This window comes from Paenibacillus sp. FSL K6-2859 (genome assembly GCF_038008265.1).
GTDB lineage: Bacteria > Bacillota > Bacilli > Paenibacillales > Paenibacillaceae > Paenibacillus_AQ > Paenibacillus_AQ nitricinens.
Window position 1 is genome coordinate 32149 of record NZ_JBBOYU010000002.1, and the last position, 22901, is coordinate 55049.

The 22901-nt window shown below is 39.6% G+C and carries 23 protein-coding genes and 1 pseudogene; 9 read left to right on the top strand and 15 right to left on the bottom strand.

Annotated features, from left to right (window positions below):
• Positions 1 to 7: 7 nt before the first annotated feature.
• Both MHB64_RS30680 and MHB64_RS30685 read right to left on the bottom strand, forming a co-directional pair.
• Positions 8 to 1411: a sensor histidine kinase gene (locus MHB64_RS30680; protein WP_094869060.1), complete on the bottom strand. Its 1404-nt coding sequence runs from the start codon at positions 1409 to 1411 to the stop codon at positions 8 to 10.
• Complete coding sequence (locus tag MHB64_RS30685; RefSeq protein WP_256989722.1) at positions 1398 to 2156, bottom strand: response regulator transcription factor; 759 nt, start codon at positions 2154 to 2156, stop codon at positions 1398 to 1400. The genes MHB64_RS30680 and MHB64_RS30685 overlap by 14 nt, the downstream gene beginning before the upstream one ends.
• 211 nt (positions 2157 to 2367) lie before the next feature.
• Here MHB64_RS30685 and MHB64_RS30690 point away from each other — a divergent pair, with 211 nt between their 5' ends.
• The 8 genes and pseudogenes from MHB64_RS30690 to MHB64_RS30725 form a co-directional block, all read left to right on the top strand.
• The gene (locus MHB64_RS30690; protein ID WP_256989732.1) at positions 2368 to 3732 is read left to right on the top strand and encodes an MATE family efflux transporter; all 1365 of its coding nucleotides are present in this window, start codon (positions 2368 to 2370) and stop codon (positions 3730 to 3732) included.
• Between the two features lie 28 nt (positions 3733 to 3760).
• Positions 3761 to 4405 carry a TVP38/TMEM64 family protein gene (locus MHB64_RS30695; RefSeq protein ID WP_179281523.1) on the top strand — a complete coding sequence of 215 codons (645 nt, stop codon included), beginning with the start codon at positions 3761 to 3763 and terminating at the stop codon, positions 4403 to 4405.
• 57 nt (positions 4406 to 4462) lie between these two features.
• Positions 4463 to 5461 (top strand): tagatose 1,6-diphosphate aldolase, encoded by a 999-nt coding sequence (locus MHB64_RS30700; RefSeq protein ID WP_256989733.1) that lies wholly within the window; start codon positions 4463 to 4465, stop codon positions 5459 to 5461.
• A gap of 106 nt (positions 5462 to 5567) precedes the next feature.
• Positions 5568 to 5933: a TraX family protein gene (locus MHB64_RS30705; protein WP_341109555.1), complete on the top strand. Its 366-nt coding sequence runs from the start codon at positions 5568 to 5570 to the stop codon at positions 5931 to 5933.
• Positions 5848 to 6303, top strand: a complete 456-nt coding sequence (locus tag MHB64_RS30710; protein WP_256989723.1) for a conjugal transfer protein TraX — start codon at positions 5848 to 5850, stop codon at positions 6301 to 6303. The genes MHB64_RS30705 and MHB64_RS30710 overlap by 86 nt, the downstream gene beginning before the upstream one ends.
• 109 nt (positions 6304 to 6412) lie before the next feature.
• A complete protein-coding gene (locus MHB64_RS30715) occupies positions 6413 to 7510 on the top strand; it encodes a hypothetical protein (protein ID WP_094869063.1) in 1098 nt (365 codons plus the stop codon).
• A gap of 119 nt (positions 7511 to 7629) precedes the next feature.
• Complete coding sequence (locus tag MHB64_RS30720; protein WP_094869064.1) at positions 7630 to 7941, top strand: metal-sensing transcriptional repressor; 312 nt, start codon at positions 7630 to 7632, stop codon at positions 7939 to 7941.
• A 221-nt stretch (positions 7942 to 8162) separates the two neighbouring features.
• Positions 8163 to 8504, top strand: a pseudogene (locus MHB64_RS30725) (tyrosine-type recombinase/integrase); the annotation flags it as partial.
• Between the two features lie 1021 nt (positions 8505 to 9525).
• Here MHB64_RS30725 and MHB64_RS30730 read toward each other — a convergent pair.
• The 11 genes from MHB64_RS30730 to MHB64_RS30780 all read right to left on the bottom strand — a co-directional run bounded on the left by MHB64_RS30730 (position 9526) and on the right by MHB64_RS30780 (position 17945).
• A complete protein-coding gene (locus MHB64_RS30730) occupies positions 9526 to 11913 on the bottom strand; it encodes a S8 family peptidase (RefSeq protein WP_341136145.1) in 2388 nt (795 codons plus the stop codon).
• A gap of 1 nt (position 11914) precedes the next feature.
• A complete protein-coding gene (locus tag MHB64_RS30735; protein ID WP_341136146.1) occupies positions 11915 to 13009 on the bottom strand; it encodes an AAA family ATPase in 1095 nt (364 codons plus the stop codon).
• Between the two features lie 308 nt (positions 13010 to 13317).
• On the bottom strand, positions 13318 to 13581 hold the full coding sequence (locus MHB64_RS30740) for a hypothetical protein (protein ID WP_341136147.1): 264 nt from the start codon (positions 13579 to 13581) through the stop codon (positions 13318 to 13320).
• Positions 13582 to 14224: 643 nt separating this feature from the next.
• Positions 14225 to 14560 carry a YolD-like family protein gene (locus tag MHB64_RS30745; protein WP_341136148.1) on the bottom strand — a complete coding sequence of 112 codons (336 nt, stop codon included), beginning with the start codon at positions 14558 to 14560 and terminating at the stop codon, positions 14225 to 14227.
• A gap of 12 nt (positions 14561 to 14572) precedes the next feature.
• Positions 14573 to 14881, bottom strand: coding sequence for a helix-turn-helix domain-containing protein (locus tag MHB64_RS30750; protein ID WP_280788580.1), 309 nt, complete (start codon positions 14879 to 14881; stop codon positions 14573 to 14575).
• Positions 14874 to 15095 carry a hypothetical protein gene (locus MHB64_RS30755; RefSeq protein ID WP_280788579.1) on the bottom strand — a complete coding sequence of 74 codons (222 nt, stop codon included), beginning with the start codon at positions 15093 to 15095 and terminating at the stop codon, positions 14874 to 14876. Before MHB64_RS30755 ends, MHB64_RS30750 begins: the two co-directional genes overlap by 8 nt.
• Positions 15092 to 15292 (bottom strand): hypothetical protein, encoded by a 201-nt coding sequence (locus MHB64_RS30760; RefSeq protein ID WP_280788578.1) that lies wholly within the window; start codon positions 15290 to 15292, stop codon positions 15092 to 15094. The genes MHB64_RS30755 and MHB64_RS30760 overlap by 4 nt, the downstream gene beginning before the upstream one ends.
• 337 nt (positions 15293 to 15629) lie before the next feature.
• Positions 15630 to 16145, bottom strand: a complete 516-nt coding sequence (locus tag MHB64_RS30765; protein WP_341136149.1) for a hypothetical protein — start codon at positions 16143 to 16145, stop codon at positions 15630 to 15632.
• A 169-nt stretch (positions 16146 to 16314) separates the two neighbouring features.
• Positions 16315 to 16554, bottom strand: a complete 240-nt coding sequence (locus tag MHB64_RS30770; RefSeq protein WP_280788576.1) for a type II toxin-antitoxin system HicB family antitoxin — start codon at positions 16552 to 16554, stop codon at positions 16315 to 16317.
• A 123-nt stretch (positions 16555 to 16677) separates the two neighbouring features.
• Positions 16678 to 17058, bottom strand: coding sequence for a hypothetical protein (locus MHB64_RS30775; protein WP_280788575.1), 381 nt, complete (start codon positions 17056 to 17058; stop codon positions 16678 to 16680).
• Positions 17059 to 17078: 20 nt separating this feature from the next.
• A complete protein-coding gene (locus MHB64_RS30780) occupies positions 17079 to 17945 on the bottom strand; it encodes a phosphoadenosine phosphosulfate reductase domain-containing protein (protein ID WP_341136150.1) in 867 nt (288 codons plus the stop codon).
• A gap of 486 nt (positions 17946 to 18431) precedes the next feature.
• Between MHB64_RS30780 and MHB64_RS30785 the strand changes: the two genes are divergently transcribed.
• Positions 18432 to 20069 carry an outer membrane protein assembly factor BamB family protein gene (locus tag MHB64_RS30785; RefSeq protein ID WP_341136151.1) on the top strand — a complete coding sequence of 546 codons (1638 nt, stop codon included), beginning with the start codon at positions 18432 to 18434 and terminating at the stop codon, positions 20067 to 20069.
• 156 nt (positions 20070 to 20225) lie between these two features.
• On the opposite strand, the gene MHB64_RS30790 is transcribed toward MHB64_RS30785, so the two are convergent.
• Both MHB64_RS30790 and MHB64_RS30795 read right to left on the bottom strand, forming a co-directional pair.
• Positions 20226 to 20651, bottom strand: coding sequence for a hypothetical protein (locus MHB64_RS30790; protein ID WP_341136152.1), 426 nt, complete (start codon positions 20649 to 20651; stop codon positions 20226 to 20228).
• Positions 20652 to 20773: 122 nt separating this feature from the next.
• The gene (locus MHB64_RS30795) at positions 20774 to 22672 is read right to left on the bottom strand and encodes a reverse transcriptase/maturase family protein (RefSeq protein ID WP_341136153.1); all 1899 of its coding nucleotides are present in this window, start codon (positions 22670 to 22672) and stop codon (positions 20774 to 20776) included.
• Between the last annotated feature and the right edge of the window lie 229 nt (positions 22673 to 22901).

Here is a 22901-nt window from a genome sequence, read left to right on the forward strand (position 1 = left end):
GTCCGTTTCACGAAATAAGCGGGATGAGCACCTTAAAAGTGGTCCCTGATCCTTCTGTGCTATCCACAGTAATTTGTCCCTGATGCAGCATTACAATTTCTCGTGAGATAGCCAGACCCAGTCCTGTACCACCGGTCGTTCGCGATCTTGATTTTTCAACACGATAAAGGCGTTGCCAAATATGTGGTAGTTCATCCGCAGGAATTCCGATGCCTGTATCCTTGACCATAATAACAGCCTGACCATTACTGGTGCTAGTAGAAACCGTGATTCGCCCGCCGGAAGGGGTATACTTTCGCGCATTTTCAAGCAAGTTAATCACGACTTGCTGAAGGCGCCGTTCATCTCCCTTTACATAGACAGGTGATGAGGAGGGCTGATAATCAAGTTCTATTCCATGCTGTTGTATGGAATCCGACATAAGTTCCAAAGCATTTTGCATGACTTTGTCTACGGACGTTCGATCAATAACCAGTTTAAATGATCCTTGTTCCATGTTTGCTAGTTCGAATAAGTCCTGAACGAGTCTTTGTAACTGAATACTCTGGGTGTAGAGAAGCTGTAAGTACCGCTCCTGATCCTCCTGGTTCTGTACCAATCCATTCTTCAACACCTCTGAGTAGCCTTTCATATACGTTAGCGGTGTGCGAAGCTCATGGGAGATATCTGCTAAAAATTGTCTTCGCTGCTGTTCATAGTGTTGAATATTAGAGGACATCCGATTAATAGCATGGGATAATTGTGCAATTTCATCAGAACCACGAGGCTCCAGTTTCCAATCATAGATGCCTTCAGAAATCCGTTTTGTTATTTTGATCATTCTCAGCAACGGCTGCACCAGCTTCCGGGATACCAGAAGGATAATCAATGCCGATAGGACAAGCACAACTGCAGCGACGCCTATAAATGTATTGTTTAATGTCTTAATCGCTGTTTGAATGGGGACGGTAGGACTGAACATAAAGACTCTGCCAATCGTCTCTCCACTGGAAACAATGTCTGCTTCGGTCACAAAGTTAGGCTCATTCTTCCAATCAGAGTTTAACACCGGGCCATGAAAATCAGCACTCGTGCCATGGATGATGATTCCTTGCAAGTACTCAGGGGGGAGAGAGGCAGTCCCCTCCGAAGAGCCCAGTAAAGCGTTATCCCGGTCCAGTATCAGCAGGAGATTGTCCGTCTTGCTTTCTGTGAGCAGCACATGGTTAATTGTCGTCATATCAAAATGCTCACTTAACACAGCAGCATAACTTTGATTTCGGTGGATCTGTTCGTTCAGCACATCATCTGTGTAGAAGCGGATAAATAACATATAGAGCACACTTTCAATGCAAAAGAGCAGTACCATAAACATTATGACAAGTACAGAGCCAAGTTTCAGAGGAATGCTATTTAATTTAATTTTTCTCATTACAAATATATCCCGTACCCCAGATGGTCTTGATGACGTCATGCCCGGGGATTCCGGCCTGAGATAGCTTCTCCCTTAAATTTTTGATGTGCGTATCGACGGTCCGATCGTCGTTGATGGATCTCGTCTTCCACAGCAGCTCGAGGATATCTTCCCGCTGAAAGATTCGTTCTTTATGGCTCAGAAACAGCTTTAGGATCGAGTATTCCTTTGGGGTCAAAGCAATCTCCATGTCTTGATAGAACACCTGGTGAGTCTTCAAATTCATCTTCAGATCACGGAAGGTTAACTCTGATTTGGCGGGTAAAGTGGAGATTGACTGTACAGGCTTGACTATCATGTGATTCTGCTGCTGTACAAATTCCTGTCTGCGGAAAATAGATTCCATACGGGCGATAAGCTCTTGATGCTCAAAGGGCTTGGTTAAATAATCATCGGCACCGATTTTCAGGCCGACGACTTTATCTACCGTCTCTTCGCGGGCGGTTAGCATGATAATAGGAACGGTTGAAATTTGGCGGATTGCCTTGCATACATCAAACCCATCCATAATCGGCATCATGAGGTCCAGGATCACCAGATCGAAATCTGCTACAGTAATTCGTGACAATGCTTCTTTACCGCCGGCTGCGGATTCGGTGGAATAACCTTCAGCATGCAGATAAAGCTGCAGTAGCTCACGCATAGGAGCTTCATCGTCGATAATTAGTATTTTTTTATGATTTTTGCGGATAAATACGGACACGGCTTGAACCTCCTTTGTTTCTAGTGTACCCTGCATTTTCGAAGAATTTGTGAAGATAATCCTTGTAATCATCATATTTAGTTTTTTTAGAAGCACAAATAATCTAAATATTGTACCACATCACCTTTTGAAAGAATTTCTCTTGACAACAACCCCCCCGGGGGGTTAGTTTTTTGGTATGTATTTATTCCAGAGAGCTTAGAAAGGAACGATTGATGTGGCTAGGATAATAGAAATAACAGACACTACACCAAAAGAAAAAATTAAAATCATTTTGGCGCTCGGTGTACCTGCGATGATTGAAAATCTGCTTCAAACGGTGGTGGGATTTGTGGATACATTGTTTGTATCCAGAATCGGGCTAAATGAGGTTACGGCTGTCGGCGTTTCCAACACGATTTTGAATGTTTACATTGCTATTTTTCTCGCCATCGGTGTCGGAACTTCCTCCATGATAGCCAAACGTGTTGGCGCCGGGAAGATGAAAGAAGCTAAACAAGTTGCTCGTCAATCTACGTGGCTAGCTGTGTATGCCGGAATTTCATTTGGAATTATAACCTTATTTTTCGCTGAGCCGCTACTACGCATTATGGGAGCCGAGCCAGAAGTACTCAACAGCGGCGTCACTTATTTTCGTATTGTTGCCGTACCTTCCATATTTATTTCCTTAATGACTGTGTTCGGCAGTATCTTGCGTTCAGCTGGTGATACCAAAACCCCGATGAAGGTGGGGATCTGGGTAAATGTAATCCACATCGCTCTTGATTACATCCTGATCTTCGGACTAGCCGGCATTCCGGGGATGGGGATTGCCGGAGCGGCGTTAGCCACAGTTCTGGTTCGGATTCTTGGTTCCATTGCACTGTTCCATTACATCCGGAAGTCACAGCTGTCTTTCTCGCTGTTCAAAAAAGACCACAACGAGTTCACTAAACCGCTTCTCAAACTCTCAGGACCAGCAGCTGCAGAACGTCTCATCATGCGTCTGGGACAAGTTTTATACATGGGCCTTATCGTCAGAATCGGAACTGAGGTTTATGCTGCACATACCATTGCCGGTAATATCGAAGTTTTTTCATATATGCCGGGCTATGGGCTGGCCATTGCAGCCACCACCTTAGTTGGACAATACCTGGGAGCAAACCGACACCGGGATGCCTACCAGTTTGGTATATATACTACCGCTGTTGCCGTGGTATTTATGAGCTTCGTCGGTGTTCTCCTGTTTGTATTTGCCCCCTTTGCGGCAGCGTGGTTTACCGGGGATCAATCTGTCATTGAAATGGTGACAACCGCACTTCGAATCGATGCCTTCGCGCAGCCGTTCCTGGCTGTCGGACTCGTCCTTGCAGGTGCACTGCAGGGTGCGGGTGACACCAAGAGCCCCATGTATAGCACCGCCATCGGCATGTGGCTGATCCGGGTCATCGGAGTATACATCTTAGGCATTCAGCTGGATTTGGGCATTGCAGGCATCTGGTTGTCAATCGCTATTGATTTGGCGATTCGTGCAGTATTTTTATTTTTCCGTTTCCGGAAAAAGATTGCTGCGTTTGAAAATGAGGCCGCACATTAAAGCGAGGAGGGGAGGAAGAAAGGAGCGAATGTTTACCCGAAAGATGGCTGCCGTGATCTTCTATCTGGCCTTGCTCGGTTTGATTTACGTCCTGAGGGATGAGCTGCTTCCTTGGCTGGAAAATCTGGATTCTGGAAGCTGGCCCATCATCCTGTTCATCTGTGCAGTGCTCGGAATGGTTCCCGTCATCCCCTTTGCGCTGGTATCTGGCATCCTAGGCATCAAATACGGGCTATGGGGAGGAAGCGGGATGAGTGTGGCAGCATCGACTCTGGCTGCTGTTATTACCTATTGGATTTTTGCCAAAGGAGGTGGGGGGTATCAAAGCCAAAGTTCCAAAACCAAATTGAAGATATGGAATGAGCATATCCAGCAGCGCGCTTTTCTGTTCGTTCTTATCGGGCGGATGCTGCCTTTCATCCCAGCTGCGCTTATCAACGGATATGCAGGCTGGTTTAAACTTCCGTTCGTTCCGTATGTAACCGCAACTGTCCTGGGCAAAATCCCAACGATGCTTGTTTTCGCCTATGTTGGCGTTTCTGCGGTCTCGGGTTCGCAGTATTGGTCACCCGTGCTGCTGATATATGCTGTTTTTTTAGGTGTCGTGTATCTGATATATAGCCGATTATTTCCGAATGCCACGAGCGTTCAACGCTTAGAAAACGAGCAATAAGGTATGTAAATTTAATGCAATCAAAATTTCAAAATCGATGGAGGAACAATCATAACAATTAAGCTTTCAAAAGGTGAATTTGACCGTTTGCTCAAACTCTCCAACGACAATGGATATATTGCTGCTACCGCTATTGATCAAAGAGGCTCCTTATCCAAATCTTTAAGCAAAGCATTGGGAAAGGAAGCATCCTATGAGCAGGTCGCCGAGTTCAAACAGCTGGTTTCCGAAGAGCTTACACCTTATTCGACTGCTATTTTGCTGGACCCTGAGTTTGGCTGGCCAGCAGCAGAAGCCCGTGATGCAGACTGCGGGCTTCTGCTCGCTTATGAGGAAACCGGATATGATGTGACACAAATGGGCCGACTGCCAGATTTATTGCCCCGATCTTCAGCTCTGCGGTATGTCGAGAAGGGAGTAGATGCCGTTAAAATCCTGATGTATTACGATCCGGATGATCTAGAGGAAATCAACGACATTAAACATGTCTTCATCGAACGTGTCGGTGCGGAATGTGCCGCAAATGACATTCCCTTCTTTTTTGAAGCCGTAACATACAGTGACAGCATACCGGACTCAGGAAGCGCCGAGTTTGCCAAAGTCAAACCGGATAAAGTTAAGAAGTATATGCAGGAATTCTCCAAACCGCGTTATAAAATTGATGTGCTGAAGGTTGAAGTTCCGGTAAATATGAAATATGTATCCGGCACGGCAGCCAATACCGGCCATGAGCATGAAGCGGTATATACAAGGCAAGAAGCACTACAGCACTTTAAAGATACAGCAACAATTTCACCTATTCCGTTTATTTATCTAAGTGCGGGAGTCACGAATGAAATATTTCTAGAGACCTTGAAATTTGCCGGGGAAGCGGAAGTCCCTTTTTCAGGAGTACTGTGCGGTCGGGCTACATGGCAGGACGGTATAGAAATATACGGCAAGGAGGGGGTTGAAGCATTACGCAAATGGCTTCAAGAGGAAGGCAAACAGCGAATGATCAAGCTTGATAATATTCTGCGGCAAGTGACCACACCATGGTGGCAGAAACATCCTTGATTGATTTTACCGTCACCCATTAATCTGCTTTGAACCCCGGCAGGTCGTGCAGCAGGCATAGCCTTTCCGCCTGCCGGGTATTATATGGCTTCACGAAACAAGGGAAATGGAGCAGCAAATCATGCAGACAGCAGATGTCTCAGCTATTAAAGTTGTAAATTCGAATACACTTAAGATTATTGCTATATTATCCATGTTCATCGATCACCTATCGGTATGGCTGGTTCCCTCAGGAACCTCACTGGATATTCTGCTTCACACTATTGGCAGACTTGCCGCCCCCATTATTTGTTACCTGATTGCAGAGGGCTTCGCGCATACTTCCAACTTAAAGAAAATTTATGATACGGCTTTTTCTTTTTTCCTTAGTCTCTCATTTTCCATTTGTGCTCTTCTTCGGTCTATCCTGGTGGCAAGGGACCAGTGTGATCTGGGATTTGCTCATGGGGCTGATTGCACTGTCTATCTGTAAAAATCCCAAGATCCCCTTATGGGGACAGATCTCTTCGGTTGCGGTATGCTGCCTGCTCGCATGGACGGCAGATTGGAATTACATCGGAGTCTTATGGGTCGTGTGTTTTGGTTTGTTCAGAACACGCTTCAGTCTGCAAATGTTTGGCTTTGCACTAATTGGAACTTCCCTTTACATTATTCCAGGCCTTTCGGCATCAGGTTCAACGAGCATCTTCCGTTTCGGCATTCTGCTGGCGATTCCGCTCTTTGCTTTGTACAACGGAACCCGCGGCCGAAAATCCAATCTGATCAAGTATGGATTCTATATATTTTACCCGCTCCATCTAATAGTGCTGTATCTGTTTCGTTATATTTTATTTGAATCATAGATTAAGGAGAACGCTGCATGAAGTGGCTTAGAATAATTAATCATAGGTTCCTAACCTTGACTATATTTACAGCTGTAGTGCTGTAACGCTATCCGCTTGTACCGGCAAGATGAACCCGAATCCGCAAGTAGTAAATAGTCCTGCGCCCACGTTATCTGAGCAAGAAGTCCTGCCTGAACAGCCGCAAGCAACGAGAAGCGAAGAACCCTCGACAGGACTAGTGTACGACGGTAATTTGGAGCTGCCTGTAATTGGTGCTACAGGGTATGCCTCAGTAAGAATGGAGTTGAAAAATTCAGCCGACGTTAATTCCATTACGGTAGCAATAATTGAACCTAGAAGTGCCTTCCAGATTTTAAAGGAAGAGGGGGCATGGTGGCTGGTACAACATCAGGATGTTACCGGCTGGCTGCCGCATGTTTACTGTTTCATTAATCTTCCCGATGTTATTCCGTCTATGATTTATGACAACACCAATACGTATGCTTCACAGTTCAAATCTTCCGGAAAAGCGATTCCCGGTATCACCGATCAGAAACTGTATTCCGGGAAAAGTTACAATAATCGGCTGGCAAAAGAGGAGTTCATCGATCCTGTTCTGTATCAAATGTCAAAAAAAATATACTCCGCACAGCGCATGGCTTTATCTGATGGAAACTCGCTGAAAATTTATGAGGTTTTCCGCCCATATACTGTACAGAAAGATGTTGCCTCTGCATTAAAAGCTCTGGCTGAATCAGATCCTGAAGTGATGGAGGGGATCAATACGCCACCGTGGGGAATAACCTGGTTTATTGTTGATGGAGTATCCAATCACCAAATGGGGTACGGAATGGACGTGAGTTTAGTAGAAATCCAATCAGAGGAGCAAGTAAGGATCGGTGACTACCTTTCCTTGCAAGTTACGGATTATATTGAGTACGTCATGCCAACCTACATACATGAGTTGAGTGGAAGCTCAGCTATATTCACTGCTGCAGTGACTTCAAAAACGCCGGACGCTTGGAGAGGATCGACTTATGCCGATACGATGACAGACCCTGCTAAACAGCTGCAGAAATATTGCACGTCCGCGGGTTTGACTCCGTTGGCCTCGGAATGGTGGCACTTTAACGATCTTGAGGCCAGGGACAGTATCGCAGATCAAAGCGGCGATGGGGAATTTATTATAACGGATATTTACAGTACAGCACCTTTTGCGGAATAATTTGTTGTTGCCCCTCTGGATGATTGGACAGCCAGCCTAGACAGCGGTACTATTAAATTGTGTCATATGTATAGGGAGAGGTTCATTCAAAAAGGATTTAGCTAGGGAGGTAAGTACGCATGTCTGATGAGCATATTAACCATGGGAATAGTCATGAACATAATCATGAGCATAAGTACCGGAAAGATATTATTAACCGTTTGGCAAAAGTCGAGGGGCATTTGCGGTCAGTTAAAGAAATGGCGATCAATGGACGCCAGTGTCCCGATATCCTGCTGCAGATTGCGGCCGTGCAAAAAGCACTGGATGGAGCAGCAAAGCTGCTCTTAAAAGACCATCTGGAGAATTGTGTGGTTGATGCCGTGCATCATGGCGACGAAGCACAGGTGATTGCAGAACTGAATGCTGCGATAAATAGTTACATCCGGTAAAGCTTGTTGATGCCCCTTCTTGTGCCAGTATAGAAGGGGCTTTTTAATAATGTGTAATGGAGTGTATCCCATAAATATTAAATGGTTAATAAAATTTTAAATTATAGATATAAGGTGCATAGAGTGCTCAAATCAACCAAAAAAAAGTCAAGGTTGTTTTTAAAACTTCTGATTATAAGAACTTGTTAATTAGAAATGATCATCGGAATTAAAAAATGAATGATTTAAACAATTATCTTGCAATTAGAGAATCACGGTATAAACCAGATAAATCAGCTCCATTCCTATTTATAGCTGCACCAGTTGGACGGAAGGGTACTAATCGCCGCTTAAATCAAAGATCTATTGAAAAGCTTGTTGAAAAATATGCAATTGCCTTTGGAAAGCCGGCTCTATCGGTGCATGCATTAAGACACTCATTTGCAACTCGATATCATAAGGAGAATAATGATGTACCTAGATTAAAGAATCAACTGGGGCATTCATCTATTCAAACTACTATGATTTACACTCATTTAACTGATGAAGAGATGCGAATTGCAGTTAATAAAATGGATCAATAACAAATATTAAAAGGTGTTATGGATAACTAGCTGTATAAATAATGACACAAATGTGCCTACTTGCTTGGAGTAAATGACACTAAACCACCTACTTGTTTGGTGGGGTGACACAAAACCGCCTACTTACTTGGAGGAATGACACAAAATCATCTACTTGCTTGGTGGAGCTGACAAAATAGATTGATCAAATCATATTTGATTTTATTAACCTCCAAACTTTTTAACTAAAAGAGCTTAAAGTAGGGGGTTTTGTGTCAAAAAGGTAGGGAGTTTTGTGTCGCATTAGATCAACATATTGAAGATCAGTCTTTCTTAGTTATATGATAAAAAGGAGGGTGATCTCATGGACAACGGTACATATTCTTGTCATTCATCGGTACACATTCTTGTCATCCGTCAATGGCGACCTCAAGAAAGGGTTTACTAATAATTCGTCTAGACATATGCACAAAATACGGATTGTGTGAAATAGTCTAAATGAAATGTCGAAAAGAATTTATTTTTTTTTACATCATACAGACATAATCATAAAACTTTATGTTGTACTCAGTTGATAAAGTGATGATATGTATATTGCGTTGATATCTACTTTTTTATGAGTCCACAACCAAGTTATACATAACATTGGTCCTCCTGCAGGGAATTCCCGAGCCTTCATGTACTGAATGATAGATTTGATCCAACGACTCTGTTTACCTCCGTAAAATTGATATGCTGGCATAAGGGAATCCGGCCGTGCAGATGACTCCGTAATCAATGAGATCCTGTTAATGAGTATTCCCCTCCTTGGTTGGATGTAAAAAAAGGCATCCGGGTTCCGTATACCTTTTTTCTCCTTAAATGATATCCAGTTTTTTTTGTTGAGCTGCGGCTCCTCTATCCTTGTTGTTTAGACCGGCAAAGAAAAATATATAATGTAGCTAGTTTAAAAGAAGTCAAAATATTTGTGCAAAAAAGATATTGATATGAGTTCAAAAAGGTCTTGGTTGGAATGTTGCTTACTACAAAGAATACGGTATTTTTAAAGTGAAGAAACGATAACTTCATCAGTATTTCCTAAAGATTCAATTTCTACATTTACATCAACATCGACCATTTCGAATTCAAAGTTATGCCTGTCTAGTTCACGAATAGTTTCAGTATAGACATCTTTTGTTTTCGTAGGATCTGTTATAGTGACAGCAAGAACAAAATCCATGGACATATGACTATCTTCCTGTTCTAATTGTTGATAAATAAAGTCTCTGTATTGCCCTTCTAAAAATAAGAACCACTTCCTATCTTTCGTTAGATGCTTTCTTTGAACGGAATCCTTAGCCTCATCAAGGTGCGCAGAGAACTTTTTGACTGGATAATACTTATCACCATACTCTATAAGAGTTCGTTCCTTTAGGAAATCATTGTTTTTTGTAATCTTCCTCGTACCATAGACATTTTTTTGGAGTATGTTTTTAGAATCAAGTCTTCCGATTGGATTCAATATTGTGTTTACACTAGTATCTCGATCTATGAGCTTATCATATGTACCCATTCTCAAGACAATATCGGATTGACAATACTCTGGTCCCATTTCCTTACTTAAGTAATTCTTATAAACAAGAGTGACTTTAATTTCACCTGTAAAATAATTACCTTTTGTTAAGTTTCTCGGATAAGGGAAATCCATAATATCTATCCTAGTTTTTTTTCTAAGATTCCCGGTAAGAAGTAAGGTTGTAGAGTGTGGGGAATCTTGAATAACAATCTCCTTAGAATTTTTTGGTTTCCCGAAGCCCATCCTTTTTAATCTTTCCAGACCTTCTATGTTAGCACTATCCAAATAATTAGCTGAGTGAATAACTAGTGTCTTTAGTAATAATGGATCGAATGTTTCTGAATTCATATTTAAGGCAAGATATAATTCGGCAAGAAGCTTTGCAATCTTGGGTGTGGAAAAGCTTGTTCCTGGTTCTATCTTTTCGGATCCATCAGCCAGGATAGAGCGTTCCCCTTTATTTTCGTAATCTATGATTGATGTTGGGGCTGCCGACAAACTGAAAATATCACCACCATAATGAACCACATCAGGCTTGATAATTGCTGCAGGGCCTCGACCTACTCTCGAATATGGTGCGGGATGATTTTCTTTACTGAATCCAAAATTATCGGCATATCTTGAAATCGATCCAACTGTTAAAGATCGAACAGAATCAGCCCCTATGCTAATTCGTTTTGGCTCATCTCCTATGATATAAGAGTCTCCGTCATTACCAGCAGATTTACAGATTAATACATTATACTCATCTTGAATTCTGTCTAGCTCAACAGCGTAATCTGAGAATTTGTTATCCTCTGATAGCTCACCTTTCAAGCTTACAGACAAATTCCAAATTTTAACCTCGGGGTTACTGCTGATTGCATCCTCAATGTTTTTAATTAATTGAGGTTCGCTTGTGGACCCCCTCCGTACTACAGGACAATCAACTACTATGCATCCATCAACAGAATAGTCGTTAACACCATTTAAGTTATTGCCGTGCACTAGAAGATGAGCAATAAAAGTACCATGATTCGTATTTAATTCTGAATCCATATAATTACATCCATTACCTCTCCGTACAAACCCCTTTAGTTGGGGCAGGATTGTAACGCCAGAATCCAGTAAACCTACCATAGGATAAATCTTAGTGGGCTCAAACCCAATATAAGGAATCTCATTTTTATTAAATGTATTATTGTCTAGAAAGGGATTTTCAACAGATGGCATAGGCTCAATATTCTTTACTGGTAATTCCTTGATAAAGGTTAGCTTATCTAAAGTGACACCAGTTACTTCAATTACATTATGATTTTTGCTATACTCTTGCCTCTCAAAACTAATGTCTTCATTTTTAAGCTGTTGTTCTATATAACTTAGTACATCTTTATTCAGCTTATTATTGTGAAAGTCAATAAGGTTAATCTTATAAACGTCTTCTTTTTCATCTACGATAATATTAGGCTCAAACTGTTTGATTTCAGTTATAGCGGAGATAGAATTCTGATTTTTCTCAAGTTGTTTGAGATTTTTAGTGGCCTTTTTTATGGATTCTTCTTGATCTAGCTTAAGAATAAGCTTGTTCTCACTAATCATTCCTAATTGTGCGAAGGAGTTGTCGACGTTGAACATAGAAATTAATTTGTTTTGATGTGATTTAGCTTTAGCATCGTCTAATATATTTACAGTTAGAATATATGGGAAATCTTCAATAGAAGGTTTAGCTGCGCTCTCAATGAAATTTAATTGCTCTATTAAAGTTTCACTGTGTTTTTTTAGATCATCACCATTCAAAGTCCAAGGATAGATGTTATCTTTTCCTCCTCCTTCAGTACGAAGATTATCTTGATTCCGTTGATTGAATTTAATAAACCGGTATTTGCCATCACTCATATCAATGCTCCTTTGGAATATAATTTCTTACCTTTCTAATGGAAAAACCAGTACTACTTACAATATCTTTTTGAGTCATACCATTCTCGTGAAGAAAATTTATAAATTCCTCTTCATTTTGAAGTGAAGGGTTTTTCCTAATATATATTTCGTAAAGAACATCGTAATAAGTTAATTCGAGTTTGTCATTTAATACACATTTCTTTATTGCAGTGTTTATGATTGATTTTATTTCTGCTGGAGAGATATTTATAAGTAAATCAGATAGCTTACTCAATTTTTTGTCATCTTTTGAAATTTCGTTTTTCATTGTTGATAGAAATTCTTCTACTAGCTGTAAACGAATCTTTTGGTCAGGATAATTAAGCATTAGAATTTTATCAAATCTTCTCCAAATAGCACTGTCTAATAATTGATGGTGGTTGGTGGCAGCTATGAGTATACTACTACCACTGAAGTCATCAATATTCTGAATTAATGAATTAACTACCCTCTTTAATTCACCCGTTTCATGCTTATCATCTCTTATTTTTGCTATGACATCGAATTCATCTAAGAAAAGAACACAAGGTTTTCGGGAGGCAAAATCGAATACTTTTCTGATGTTTTTGGCGGTGCTCCCCAACATTGAGGAGATTAAACTATCTAATCTGACGATAACTAAAGGTAAATCTAACTGTAAACTTATATATTTTGCTACAGATGTTTTTCCTGTTCCAGGAGGACCGTAGAGTAATAAGTTATTATTGATCTCGATTCCCTTAGATATGAGTAGGTCCTTTTTATAGTATGAAAGAATGAAATCTTTAATTTCTTCTTCAATATTGTTACTAAATATTAAGGAGTCTGTAGTCTCTACAGGTAAAAATACATCAACTGTTTCCAGTTTACTCTCATTATCGAATGGTTTTGAGATAAGTGAATCTAAACTAGCAACATTTGTATTATTGGCATCAATTATTCTATTGATTCTCTTAGCGATCTTATCATCACCTGATTCTACTAATTTTTGGGCTAAGAGTTTTGAGAAATTGATTACTTTTTGTTGGTCTTTAGACATTCCGCCTTCAATTATTTTTAATAGTTCTGCAAACATTTGTTAAACAACTCCTTTCACTAAAATATATACTTTTATGTACTCAAAAACAATCATAACGTTATTTATTTAGTGATTTTGTTTATTTTATAGATTAAAACGTAAATTAAACAGAGAAAGTGTTCAAATTATTCTTGATTCTAACTTTATTTTTTTTATGTATGACGGATTGTAATATGAAATGCGACACCTACTGGAAATAAATAAAAAAGGGTTCATGGTCTAATTCGTGTAGAATGAAATTATCACACCAGCATTCACACAAGGAGAAAGAACTACTCACATCTTGCATAATCGAATGCAGCAAGTTAGAAATCCTCCACACCCAAGGCAAAAGCGCACAATGACAGGATCAGCACAAAGTACGATCTCGACATATGTTTCCACCCCTTTGCTGAAATGCTTATTGTCGAGCTTGTTTTATCCATTTCAAATGAGATCACAGCTCCAGCATTTAGCTCGTATTCCACTTTGGAGAAGTGTTTGCCATATGGGTTATTAAGAATTTCATCATTGTTAATCAATTCATCCTTTAAGTACTCATTACTATATAGTCCTATCACCGAATCCATGGAACCATCAATTAATTCTTGATTGGTTTCTCGGGTCGTATTGGTAGAAGTCGGAGTTCGTGTTGGTGTTGGAGTCAGGGCATTGGTAACGACTAAGCGAGCGTGGACTTCATTAGATTAACCATAAGGTCCTGCCTCCATTATTAGGTTAACTCGGACTCTAACGTCATCCTTAATAGAAACACTTTTAGCGAGTAGGTTTTGGAGCTGAAGATCACTATAAATAGCTAAAGTGGTATTGTAGAAATATTCTGAACTATCTGAATTGTAATGTCCGAGATACACTCGGTAGGTACCAGATGTGGATGGAGTAAATTTGTATTCATTGGGATTATTCATCAACATTTGTATAATAATTAACTTGGTTTTTCATATATACAAATTTCCACTATTTACTTCATTAAATCCCCTTCTTTACTCTTTCAAGCTATGTAAATTGGCTAGCATAGTGTCTTTAGGTTCAGAAAGAAACCTGTACTTATAAAGAGTACAGGTTTCTTTCTAGCAGTTTTATCCCTATTCATATAATAATATAAGCATTCATCTATCAAAATATACATTAGTATACTATTATTCTTCGAAAATATTATTAGATACTTATTTATAAGCATCAGGATCATTCATTTTATCAATAAGATATTCACTACACACTAGTACTTATAATTTTATCTATTTTGATCCAATCATAGTCATCGTTTGGCCATCTCATTTTGATTTGATTCAATTGTTTATCGATCCTCGTAGCAATTCCTTCGATAACTATATTCTCATTAGGGTCGAACATAGTTAATGTGATTGCACTATGATCCTCAATTGACTTAGCCACAACTTCATTGATTTCATCCCATGCTTGTGGATCAAGCTCGGGTTTGTAGCGAATCTCTTGATTACGCTGATCTGCAATTATACGTCGTTCGTGTTCCGGCATAATCATTCGACTACTCTCCCAAAGTCCATTCCCTTCTAGCTTTTTTCTCACTATTTCATCCTCCTAATATTTTGTCCAGTATTCGATATTACCTCCATCCACGCCCCACCCTATCTCGTGTACGTCTGTCTGGGAGGTTTTAAGTCTTATGTCAGGAGTTTCCCAACCTTTAATGATTACAGCCCTCTCTAAGGCAGCGTGGGGCTCCCATTCGATATAATCTTTATCAACTAGTTCTTTAAATGCCTTATAAATTTTATCGGGAGTGCGCCCGCTTTTGATCTCTAGTTCTTTGAGGGTTGGCATATGAGAATGATAAACCGAAGAATGTTTCATTATCATAATTAGCTTACGTGCTGTGTCGCTAAGCATGCCAAAGCATCCTTAAGGCGCTTAACGCGTTATCTTTACGTTCATACGATTCTCTGTGTTCCAAACCTATATCAAATCTGTAGATGGCTATGATGTGCCCAAGGAACTTTTTATCCGCTGATATTTTTCGGATAATCCATGGGTATTTTAGCAGCTCACTAAATACTGTAAGGGCTGAAGTAGAACTCACATTTCTTTTGATAAATTTACTCATGCTATTTCTCCTCTTTTTTTAACCGGTTGCCAAGCAAGGATATTATCGTTTAAAAACACTCTTGGCGCTCCGTTCCTCAAACAAGTAGCGCGTATTCTGCCGTTACGAATACCGTCCACATCTATTATTCGTTGTGTAATCTTCCCGCTTTTATCCTGATACACGATTTCAATTCTCTGGCCAGTCTGTATTTGCATAAAGAGCGCCTCCGAATAGGAACGTTTGTTTTCATTATACACGAACACATGTTTGTTTATCAACGTTTTGAAATAATTAACTACTTTCATTCAAGCTATGTGAGCATGTAGCTGCAGACCATACTAATGGTGTAGATAACCAATCTGGAGCGATCCTAAGCCGCTCCAATATCTATTGTTGCTTGTCGTTTGAGTTAATCGTCGAATTCCTTAAACAACCACCCAGGCATGTTGTGCAGGGTGGTTATAATGACTTGAGTTTGAAGCGGTGTAAGTGCTATTTATTGACTCGAGTGTTCTTTTTCATACATATTAATGTTACGGCTGCAGGAGTGTTTTATGTAATCGATTCTCTATCATATTCATGCATCATATCCTCGATCCACTCTACATCTGTAAGAACTTCATAACAATCTACAGTCATGCGACCGTTAATTCCAGCTGCAGAGTTATCATCGGTATCCTGGGAGTCAAATATAGTGAGGACTCTATACATGATTGCAAGCAACTCAACTAATAAACCGCGATAAGTACTTTGAGATAAGCCAGGGAAGCATGCAGTAATAGATGGGTACGAAGCTTTAATTGCTACATCACTATCCCATTCACCTTCAAATGCCATAAGTGTGCCTTTTGCTGTGATCAGATTTTCTACTGACAAAATGTACTTTTCACCGGTACTTGTAAATAGCCCGAACGCTGCAAAGCGTGCTTTAATACCACCATATTTCGGTAACATGATGGATACTTCTTGAGCATGCTGTCCTAAAACCACCCTATTAATGGACTGCAAATAATGTGTGGTTTGTTCACGAATTTCTAAATGAGTGCATGTTAATGATTGCTGCTTCATTAATCGATTCCCCCTAAATAAAATGAAAAGAGGAAACACTTCTCCCAGTGGTTACTGTGAGAGGTGTTTCCTCTTGAAATGGTAATTATTATGTTTGAGTTAAAGATATCATTGGTAATCAATAAATTCAAATAAAATTTTCAATTAAACTGCCTGCGGATCGAAGACTCTATTTTTGAGTAACAACATCATCGAAGCAAATGGTCTCGATGATAGCAGTGTCTTTAGGGATGGCTCTACCCTGTTGTTTAGCAATTTCAAGCTCGGCTTGTACTAAATCTATAGCATTAGCTCGCGCTTCTTCTAAAGTATCTCCTAAAACACCAAGGCGAAATACTGGAATATACGCTGATACATTCCCCTCTGCTTTATCCTCTTCAAATAAGATCTGTAATTTAAGTGCTGTCATTATCATCATTCCTTTCAGAAAATTAGTAGTGTTTAATGGGGCGGCTAACACCTTGTCAGGCCACCTAATTGAAAAATAGAAGTGAGTTTCCCTTCTATCTCTCTTTAGGAGCCCGAAATATTATTAACTAGGGCTTAATTTGCTTAATAGATTTCCGTTTTTATAACTATGGATACGGGTCATATTACCTGTTCTCGTATTACAAACGTATAGGCGATCCGTACTCTTCGCTAGATTGTTCGGTTTTAAATCATCGATGTTACCGATCCATTCATTTTCAAAAGAGTAAATGGCATCCTTAGTTAATGGAATGAAATGTGTTCCACAATCATATACAAACCAAGCGAATTTGGAGCATTGCTCCATTGCTTTCAAGTCTTTTTTATAAAAGTCGCAGTGGAACTTAGAATGTATAACAACCTCTTCTAGGATTCTTTTCATGCGATTAATCAATGAAGGGTGTATTTGTTGAACAGGTTTTTCTATAAATATCGATCTACTCATGTAAAATTCCTCCCGTTTGGCTATATATATGCTAGTTCCGCGCTCCACATTATGCTGTTTAAAGAAAGCTGGTCTTCTTGGATGAAATCGCTAAGAGAAAGTGAACCTCCATTACGGCTTTTTAAAGTGTGACCTAAGTCAACCTCCATCTGCTTTAAGTACTCCCAATCCTCAGGGAATAGTCGTGAGGTACGCTGCATTTCCGAAGCTGTATTAAAGATGCAAAATTTACAGGAACAGCGGCTTACCCACTCATAGCAGGGATGTAGTTCGATTCCATAATCCGCGGCTAATTGGCGCACCTGGTGTTTAAGCATATCTTTAATGGGTTTCAACCAATGAACGGTGCGATTCTTTTTGTTCGTCGCATGTGCCGAATGAAGCATGAAAACAGGTTTCTTAGATCGTTCCTTAGATTCTTCAGATCGTTCACCAGTCAATAACAGGATCTTGCAATTATCGAATTGACGAACCCACTTCGCATAAACATCTCTTTTCATATACGAAGTGCAGAAACGGCAGCTGGAGTCCGGAAACATTTTACGGTCCCGAATTCTCTCTTCTAAACTTAAATCACCCCATATAACGATTAAGGGCAGATCAAGTTTTTCGCTTAAGTACTGAAGGTATCCATCAGTCTGCGGCCAATCAAACAATTGTCTTTTAGTCGTATCTTCTGGATCTCCATCGACACGCATATGGACAAGCTTGATTTTTTCTTTTGGAATATGATACCCGTGGAGGGCTACAAGCGCCGTTGCGACACTATCTACCCCACCCGATACATTGACATGAACTTCATCATATTCATGAAGCGGGAGCATCTCTGAAGGCAACTCAGTAAGTACATACTGCTCAGCTGTACGACTAATATCTACCGGATCCACTTTATCTCCTCCTATAGGCACAAAAAAACCATGGAACGCAAAAAGACACCAAACAGGTGTCTATCGTCTCCATGGCAAAATAAGCCCTAATATTTATGAACTGGTCGTGTTCCAGTACAACTCCAACTCTGTCGAATCACTAACGACAAGAGAAAATTCGATGAATCATAATATAATATATTTACCACATTTACAGATATTCGTCAATAAACTGCAATTTATAACAAAGAAATGATTGATAGACTAGAACTGAGCGTCTTCACCGACAGGGACCTGTAAATTGACTTATAAACTCAAGCTTTCCAAATGTTAATAACCATATATATTTTGCCTACAAGTTCTGGAAATAACGTGCTAAAGGTGTTATTTTGAGCACTGATTTTGTGACATATTTATTAATTCTTTACATTATAATATAATAATTAATTTTGATATATTCAGGTGATGTTATATCTATCGAGTGTAAGAAGAAATCGGGGGAGCGTCATGCGTAAAATTCAATTATTTGTAATCATCTCATTAGTAACAATTCTAACAGGGTGTATGAAAGAAAGTGATGTTCAAATACCAGATAAAGAAATTCAAAAAGAGAATGTGTATTTTCCTATTTACCCGTCATTAGATGAAAATAACGTTTACTTTGGAGCTGGGACGGGGAGCTTTTATGCACTTGATAAAAAAAATGGAGCTCTGAAATGGGAAAAAAAAGCTGTAGCAAATTTGGTTAATACTACAACAGTAACTAATAATGGTATCGTTGCCTACAGAGATGAAGCCTCCCTTATTGGCGTAGATGCGATAAGTGGTAAGGAAAAATGGAAACTAAAAGATAATCCTTCATATCCATATATCGCAAGTGATGGATCGCTTTATTATTCAGGGATAAATCAAGGTACAAATAAAGAGATGATTAAAAATATAGATATCACTACGGGTAAAACAAATTGGGAGTATGAGACGGTGGCAGAAACAGCATCACAACCAACTTTAGTTGATGATGTTTTATATATTGGTGGATTTAGTTATATCTATGGTTACAATATTAATTCAAACGAATATTGGGAATACAAAATCAACGAAGAAGAAAATAAAGCTTTTGGAGTTATACAAAATCCTCTAGTAGTAACTCAAAATAATGTTGTTTTTGGAACAGGTGGCTTTATCTATGCTGTTGATATCAAAACTCATCAGCTGAATTGGAAATACGAAACTGAAATTTCGAACGGAGATTATTATATTAGCGCATCTAAGGGAGATGTCTTTTTAGGGGATGGAGACTATATCATTGCTATAGATGATGCATATGGAACCGTAAAATGGAGATTTAACGCCAAAGGACTAAGTGCACCAGCGACAATCGAGGAAGAAATTCTTTATTTCGGTAGTGGAAATTACCTGTTTGCCATAAGTGCAATTGATGGATCTGAAATATGGAAGTATAAAGCAAATGATACTGTTGGCTCAAAACCTGTTATTTCTGATGGGCAAATTTATTTCGGTTGTTTTGATGGATTTTTTTATGCTGCTGATATTAAAAATGGTCAAGCGATTTGGAAGTACGATTTGAATAATCATAAAGTGAGCAATTGGAGGAAAATCGAAGAGAAAACAATACCTGAACCAAGCGTGTCAGATATTGTTGCATCTAGTAATTCAACCGCACAAACAATTGAGCAACCAAATCCAATAGAAACACCAGAAACCATTGAGCCAAATAATAAAGTGGATTTCAAGAACTGGGAAACCTATAGAAATGAAAGATTTGGTTATATTTTTAAATACCCTAAAAATTGGAACCTGGGTGTATTATCCGGAGATATGTCTAGCATTGAAATTACTAAAGGAAAAGAAGTATCTCTGAGTGCATATGCAGGTTTTTATATGGAGGAATTTGCTAAAGATCTTACTAACTACGATAAGATCAAGTTGAAAAATAATGAAGAGGCTTATCTTCTTATCACTTTAGGTGAAGAAATTACAGAATTGGATCTTAGATATATTCTAGATAATAGTATTGAGTACTTATTAGGATTCAAAGTATCAACTAAGTACTACAATGAAAACAAAGAAATAATAGATGCTGTTATTAATAGTTACGAATTTTCTAAAGGTTTCGATGGATAATTGCCGTAACCAAAAGAGACTTCTTTCAAGGAGTCTCTTTTTTTTGTCTTGTTGAAGAAAAAACGTCTCTAGAATAAAAGTAAATCCCCAAAGATATGCAATCAACGGGGATTATTGTTATTAACTCTTTATATTTTAAAATACTTCCGACTTGGATTACTTTACTGGGTAAACTTCATCTGCATAGATTGGACGGCAACTGCCAAAACGAGCGTCAAAATTATTAAAATGTACGACAACACTATTAGTACTAAATAACTCGTTAAGGACAGCAGAGATTTGAAAAGCGGCCATTTCATTTGCGATCATTCGCTGCGGTTGATATGGCTCTAGTCCACAGTTGTGAGAAGGTGGAATAGCATCCTTCGCATCGATAGGATATACCGAATTAAGAGCTGGCAAAATGACCTCTCCTGCTTTCTTAAGACCTACAACGACTTGACCTGAATACCCACTTTCCAAATTGTCTAAGGCTTCTTCCGGAGTCCACTCTTCCTCCGTCTTATCTTCAGGAATAAACACTCCTTCAATACCGGCATCGATGTAAATCAAATCATCGGTTTTATTGAAGTATTCATTCATGATGTTTCGTGAATAGTCGTAGGGTAAGCCCCAAGCGCCAAATATGTTTACGCATACCGGTTTCTCAAGGCTCCCCTCGGAACCGGACTTGAAGCTTTCACCTCATCCGGCTCCCCAGATAACTAACATCCTACATATTGCCTAAGTGTACCTTTGTGTAAATCCACGTGACAGTTCCTACATAGCGCTATAGTTTTTCGTTGTCTCGCTATCATTACTCTTTCCCATAGCTCCTTACCCTTCAAACCCTTGAGTTTACGTACATGGTGCATCTCTAGTTCTACCCCAGAAGTTCCACACCATTCACAAGTGTCTGCAGCAAGTCTTGCCATAAGGCTTCCTCTTCCAGTGTAGATAAGCTTATTTGGTATTAGATCGACGTCTACATCAACGAACGCCTTCTCGGACCGCTTAAATGGTCCATTAAAAAGTTTGTTGATCATTAGCTTCCCTTTGCTGTTCTTATATGTAACTGCAAGAGCGCCATCGATTGAATACTTTCGACGTATCTCGCTTGCCGATGTCCTATACTTATTGGCGAGCGTCTTCTGAAAGCTTTGACGAATAATGAAGTACGGATGGTGAAAATTGAATATGTTATGTGCAAGCTGGTAGTAGTTATAAAAGCCTCTAATTGTTGCATTGTATGATCTGATGATTTCAAGTTCATCAAGGTTAGTTAGAGGTTTGTTATGCCTGGCTCTCCAGCTCCCATCTTGTCCAATTGACATATATCCGTTTTTCAAGAGAAACTCTCTTACTCTGTCGTGAGGCATGCGTAGTATTACATTCCCGTTGAGCTGTTTTACTAAGCCTCTCTTCGTTGGAATACCTGCACTTGATCTCGCGATTTCAATTTCGTATCCAAGAAATCTAATTGGCTTTGAATTGTGAGTGATGAAAGTTTTCTCCTCGCTGAGATTCAACTTCAACTCTTCCTTAAGGAACTGCTTGATTTTCTGTTTTAGTTCTACCGCATCTTCTTTGTTTCCGATTACACTGATAATAAAATCATCTGCATACCGAAAATACTTTAGCCTACGAAACCCCGCGTCCATGTCATCTTTGCTTGACATATTACGTTGAATCAGCTCGGATTTCCTTATCTTACCTAAGAGTGTCTTTTTCTCCTTCCGATCAGTACATGCCGCGTAGTATTTGCGGTATTTTTTGACTTGGAAGTTGGCGCTACCCCAGGCATTGCTGTGTCCCCTTGCATCTCCCTTATAGAATTTCTGAATAAGGTTGTCCATAAATAAATCTAGTTCACCTAGATATATATTGGAGAGAATGGGGCTCAATATGCCACCTTGCGGAGCGCCACTGAAAGTCTTATGATACACCCAGTTTTCAACGTATCCAGCTTTAAGGAACTTGCGGATCAGATTAAGGAATCTTTCGTCCTTAATCTTTTTGCGAAGGATGTTTATAAGAATATCATGGTCGATATTATCAAAGAATCCTTCAATGTCACCCTCAACCCACCATTTAGTACTTTTACATCTATCCCTTATCTTGAGGATTGCTGTGTGACAGCTGCGACCGGGTCTGTATCCGAAAGAGTCTTCGGAAAAGGTCGGTTCATATAGGCATTCCAAAATCACTCGGACTGCTTCTTGAACTATCTTGTCATCCATTGAGGGAATGCCCAATGGACGCATCTTACCGTTCCTCTTTTTGATATACGTCCTTCTGGCGGGGGTGGGACGAAAGCTTTCGTCCCCAAGAGACTTGATCATTCTGTTGATTCTATCGAGACTATACCCATCGATTGTCTTTCCGTCATAACCAGGCGTCATATTGCCTGGGTTAGAAGCTTTTCTCGAGTAGGCTCTTAAGTACAGCTCGGAATTGTAAAGAATACGATACAGATCCGTGAATTTAAAATTCTCCACTTTAGTCTTTTCTTGTAGGATGTCTAAAACTACATCAAGTCTTTGCATGGTATTCCACCATAACCTCTCGTATGTTTTAGAAAAGTAATCCTGCTCTCCTTCGCCAGCACCAGTAGTGTCACTCATGCCTCCATGAATGTGTGGGCGTCTTTCACGCTTCCGAATTTACGGCAATCCCTGTTAATTCAGGTTCCTCAGACTACTACGAGAGCTCCGACACCATATTGGATATTCATAGACCATTGTCTAATAGCTCATTCAGAGCGTTCCAACGTAGGTGTTCTCCGTTTAACCCTTAGCTGATATTTAAGAAACTACTTAGGCTCCCATTTCGCTCTTGTAACCTGCTTATTGT

What these genes read in the sequence shown, in the direction of transcription:
- MHB64_RS30785 (WP_341136151.1), top strand. Translation starts at nt 18,432, where the DNA reads ATGCGTAAAATTCAATTATTTGTAATCATCTCATTAGTAACAATTCTA.
- MHB64_RS30680 (WP_094869060.1), bottom strand. Translation starts at nt 1,411, where the DNA reads ATGAGAAAAATTAAATTAAATAGCATTCCTCTGAAACTTGGCTCTGTA.
- MHB64_RS30695 (WP_179281523.1), top strand. Translation starts at nt 3,761, where the DNA reads ATGTTTACCCGAAAGATGGCTGCCGTGATCTTCTATCTGGCCTTGCTC.
- MHB64_RS30770 (WP_280788576.1), bottom strand. Translation starts at nt 16,554, where the DNA reads ATGACAGCACTTAAATTACAGATCTTATTTGAAGAGGATAAAGCAGAG.
- MHB64_RS30755 (WP_280788579.1), bottom strand. Translation starts at nt 15,095, where the DNA reads ATGAGTAAATTTATCAAAAGAAATGTGAGTTCTACTTCAGCCCTTACA.
- MHB64_RS30740 (WP_341136147.1), bottom strand. Translation starts at nt 13,581, where the DNA reads ATGGATTCGGTGATAGGACTATATAGTAATGAGTACTTAAAGGATGAA.
- MHB64_RS30730 (WP_341136145.1), bottom strand. Translation starts at nt 11,913, where the DNA reads ATGAGTGATGGCAAATACCGGTTTATTAAATTCAATCAACGGAATCAA.
- MHB64_RS30750 (WP_280788580.1), bottom strand. Translation starts at nt 14,881, where the DNA reads ATGCTTAGCGACACAGCACGTAAGCTAATTATGATAATGAAACATTCT.
- MHB64_RS30760 (WP_280788578.1), bottom strand. Translation starts at nt 15,292, where the DNA reads ATGCAAATACAGACTGGCCAGAGAATTGAAATCGTGTATCAGGATAAA.
- MHB64_RS30775 (WP_280788575.1), bottom strand. Translation starts at nt 17,058, where the DNA reads ATGAGTAGATCGATATTTATAGAAAAACCTGTTCAACAAATACACCCT.
- MHB64_RS30705 (WP_341109555.1), top strand. Translation starts at nt 5,568, where the DNA reads ATGGAGCAGCAAATCATGCAGACAGCAGATGTCTCAGCTATTAAAGTT.
- MHB64_RS30790 (WP_341136152.1), bottom strand. Translation starts at nt 20,651, where the DNA reads ATGAATGAATACTTCAATAAAACCGATGATTTGATTTACATCGATGCC.
- MHB64_RS30715 (WP_094869063.1), top strand. Translation starts at nt 6,413, where the DNA reads ATGAACCCGAATCCGCAAGTAGTAAATAGTCCTGCGCCCACGTTATCT.
- MHB64_RS30795 (WP_341136153.1), bottom strand. Translation starts at nt 22,672, where the DNA reads ATGAGTGACACTACTGGTGCTGGCGAAGGAGAGCAGGATTACTTTTCT.
- MHB64_RS30720 (WP_094869064.1), top strand. Translation starts at nt 7,630, where the DNA reads ATGTCTGATGAGCATATTAACCATGGGAATAGTCATGAACATAATCAT.
- MHB64_RS30765 (WP_341136149.1), bottom strand. Translation starts at nt 16,145, where the DNA reads ATGAAGCAGCAATCATTAACATGCACTCATTTAGAAATTCGTGAACAA.
- MHB64_RS30735 (WP_341136146.1), bottom strand. Translation starts at nt 13,009, where the DNA reads ATGTTTGCAGAACTATTAAAAATAATTGAAGGCGGAATGTCTAAAGAC.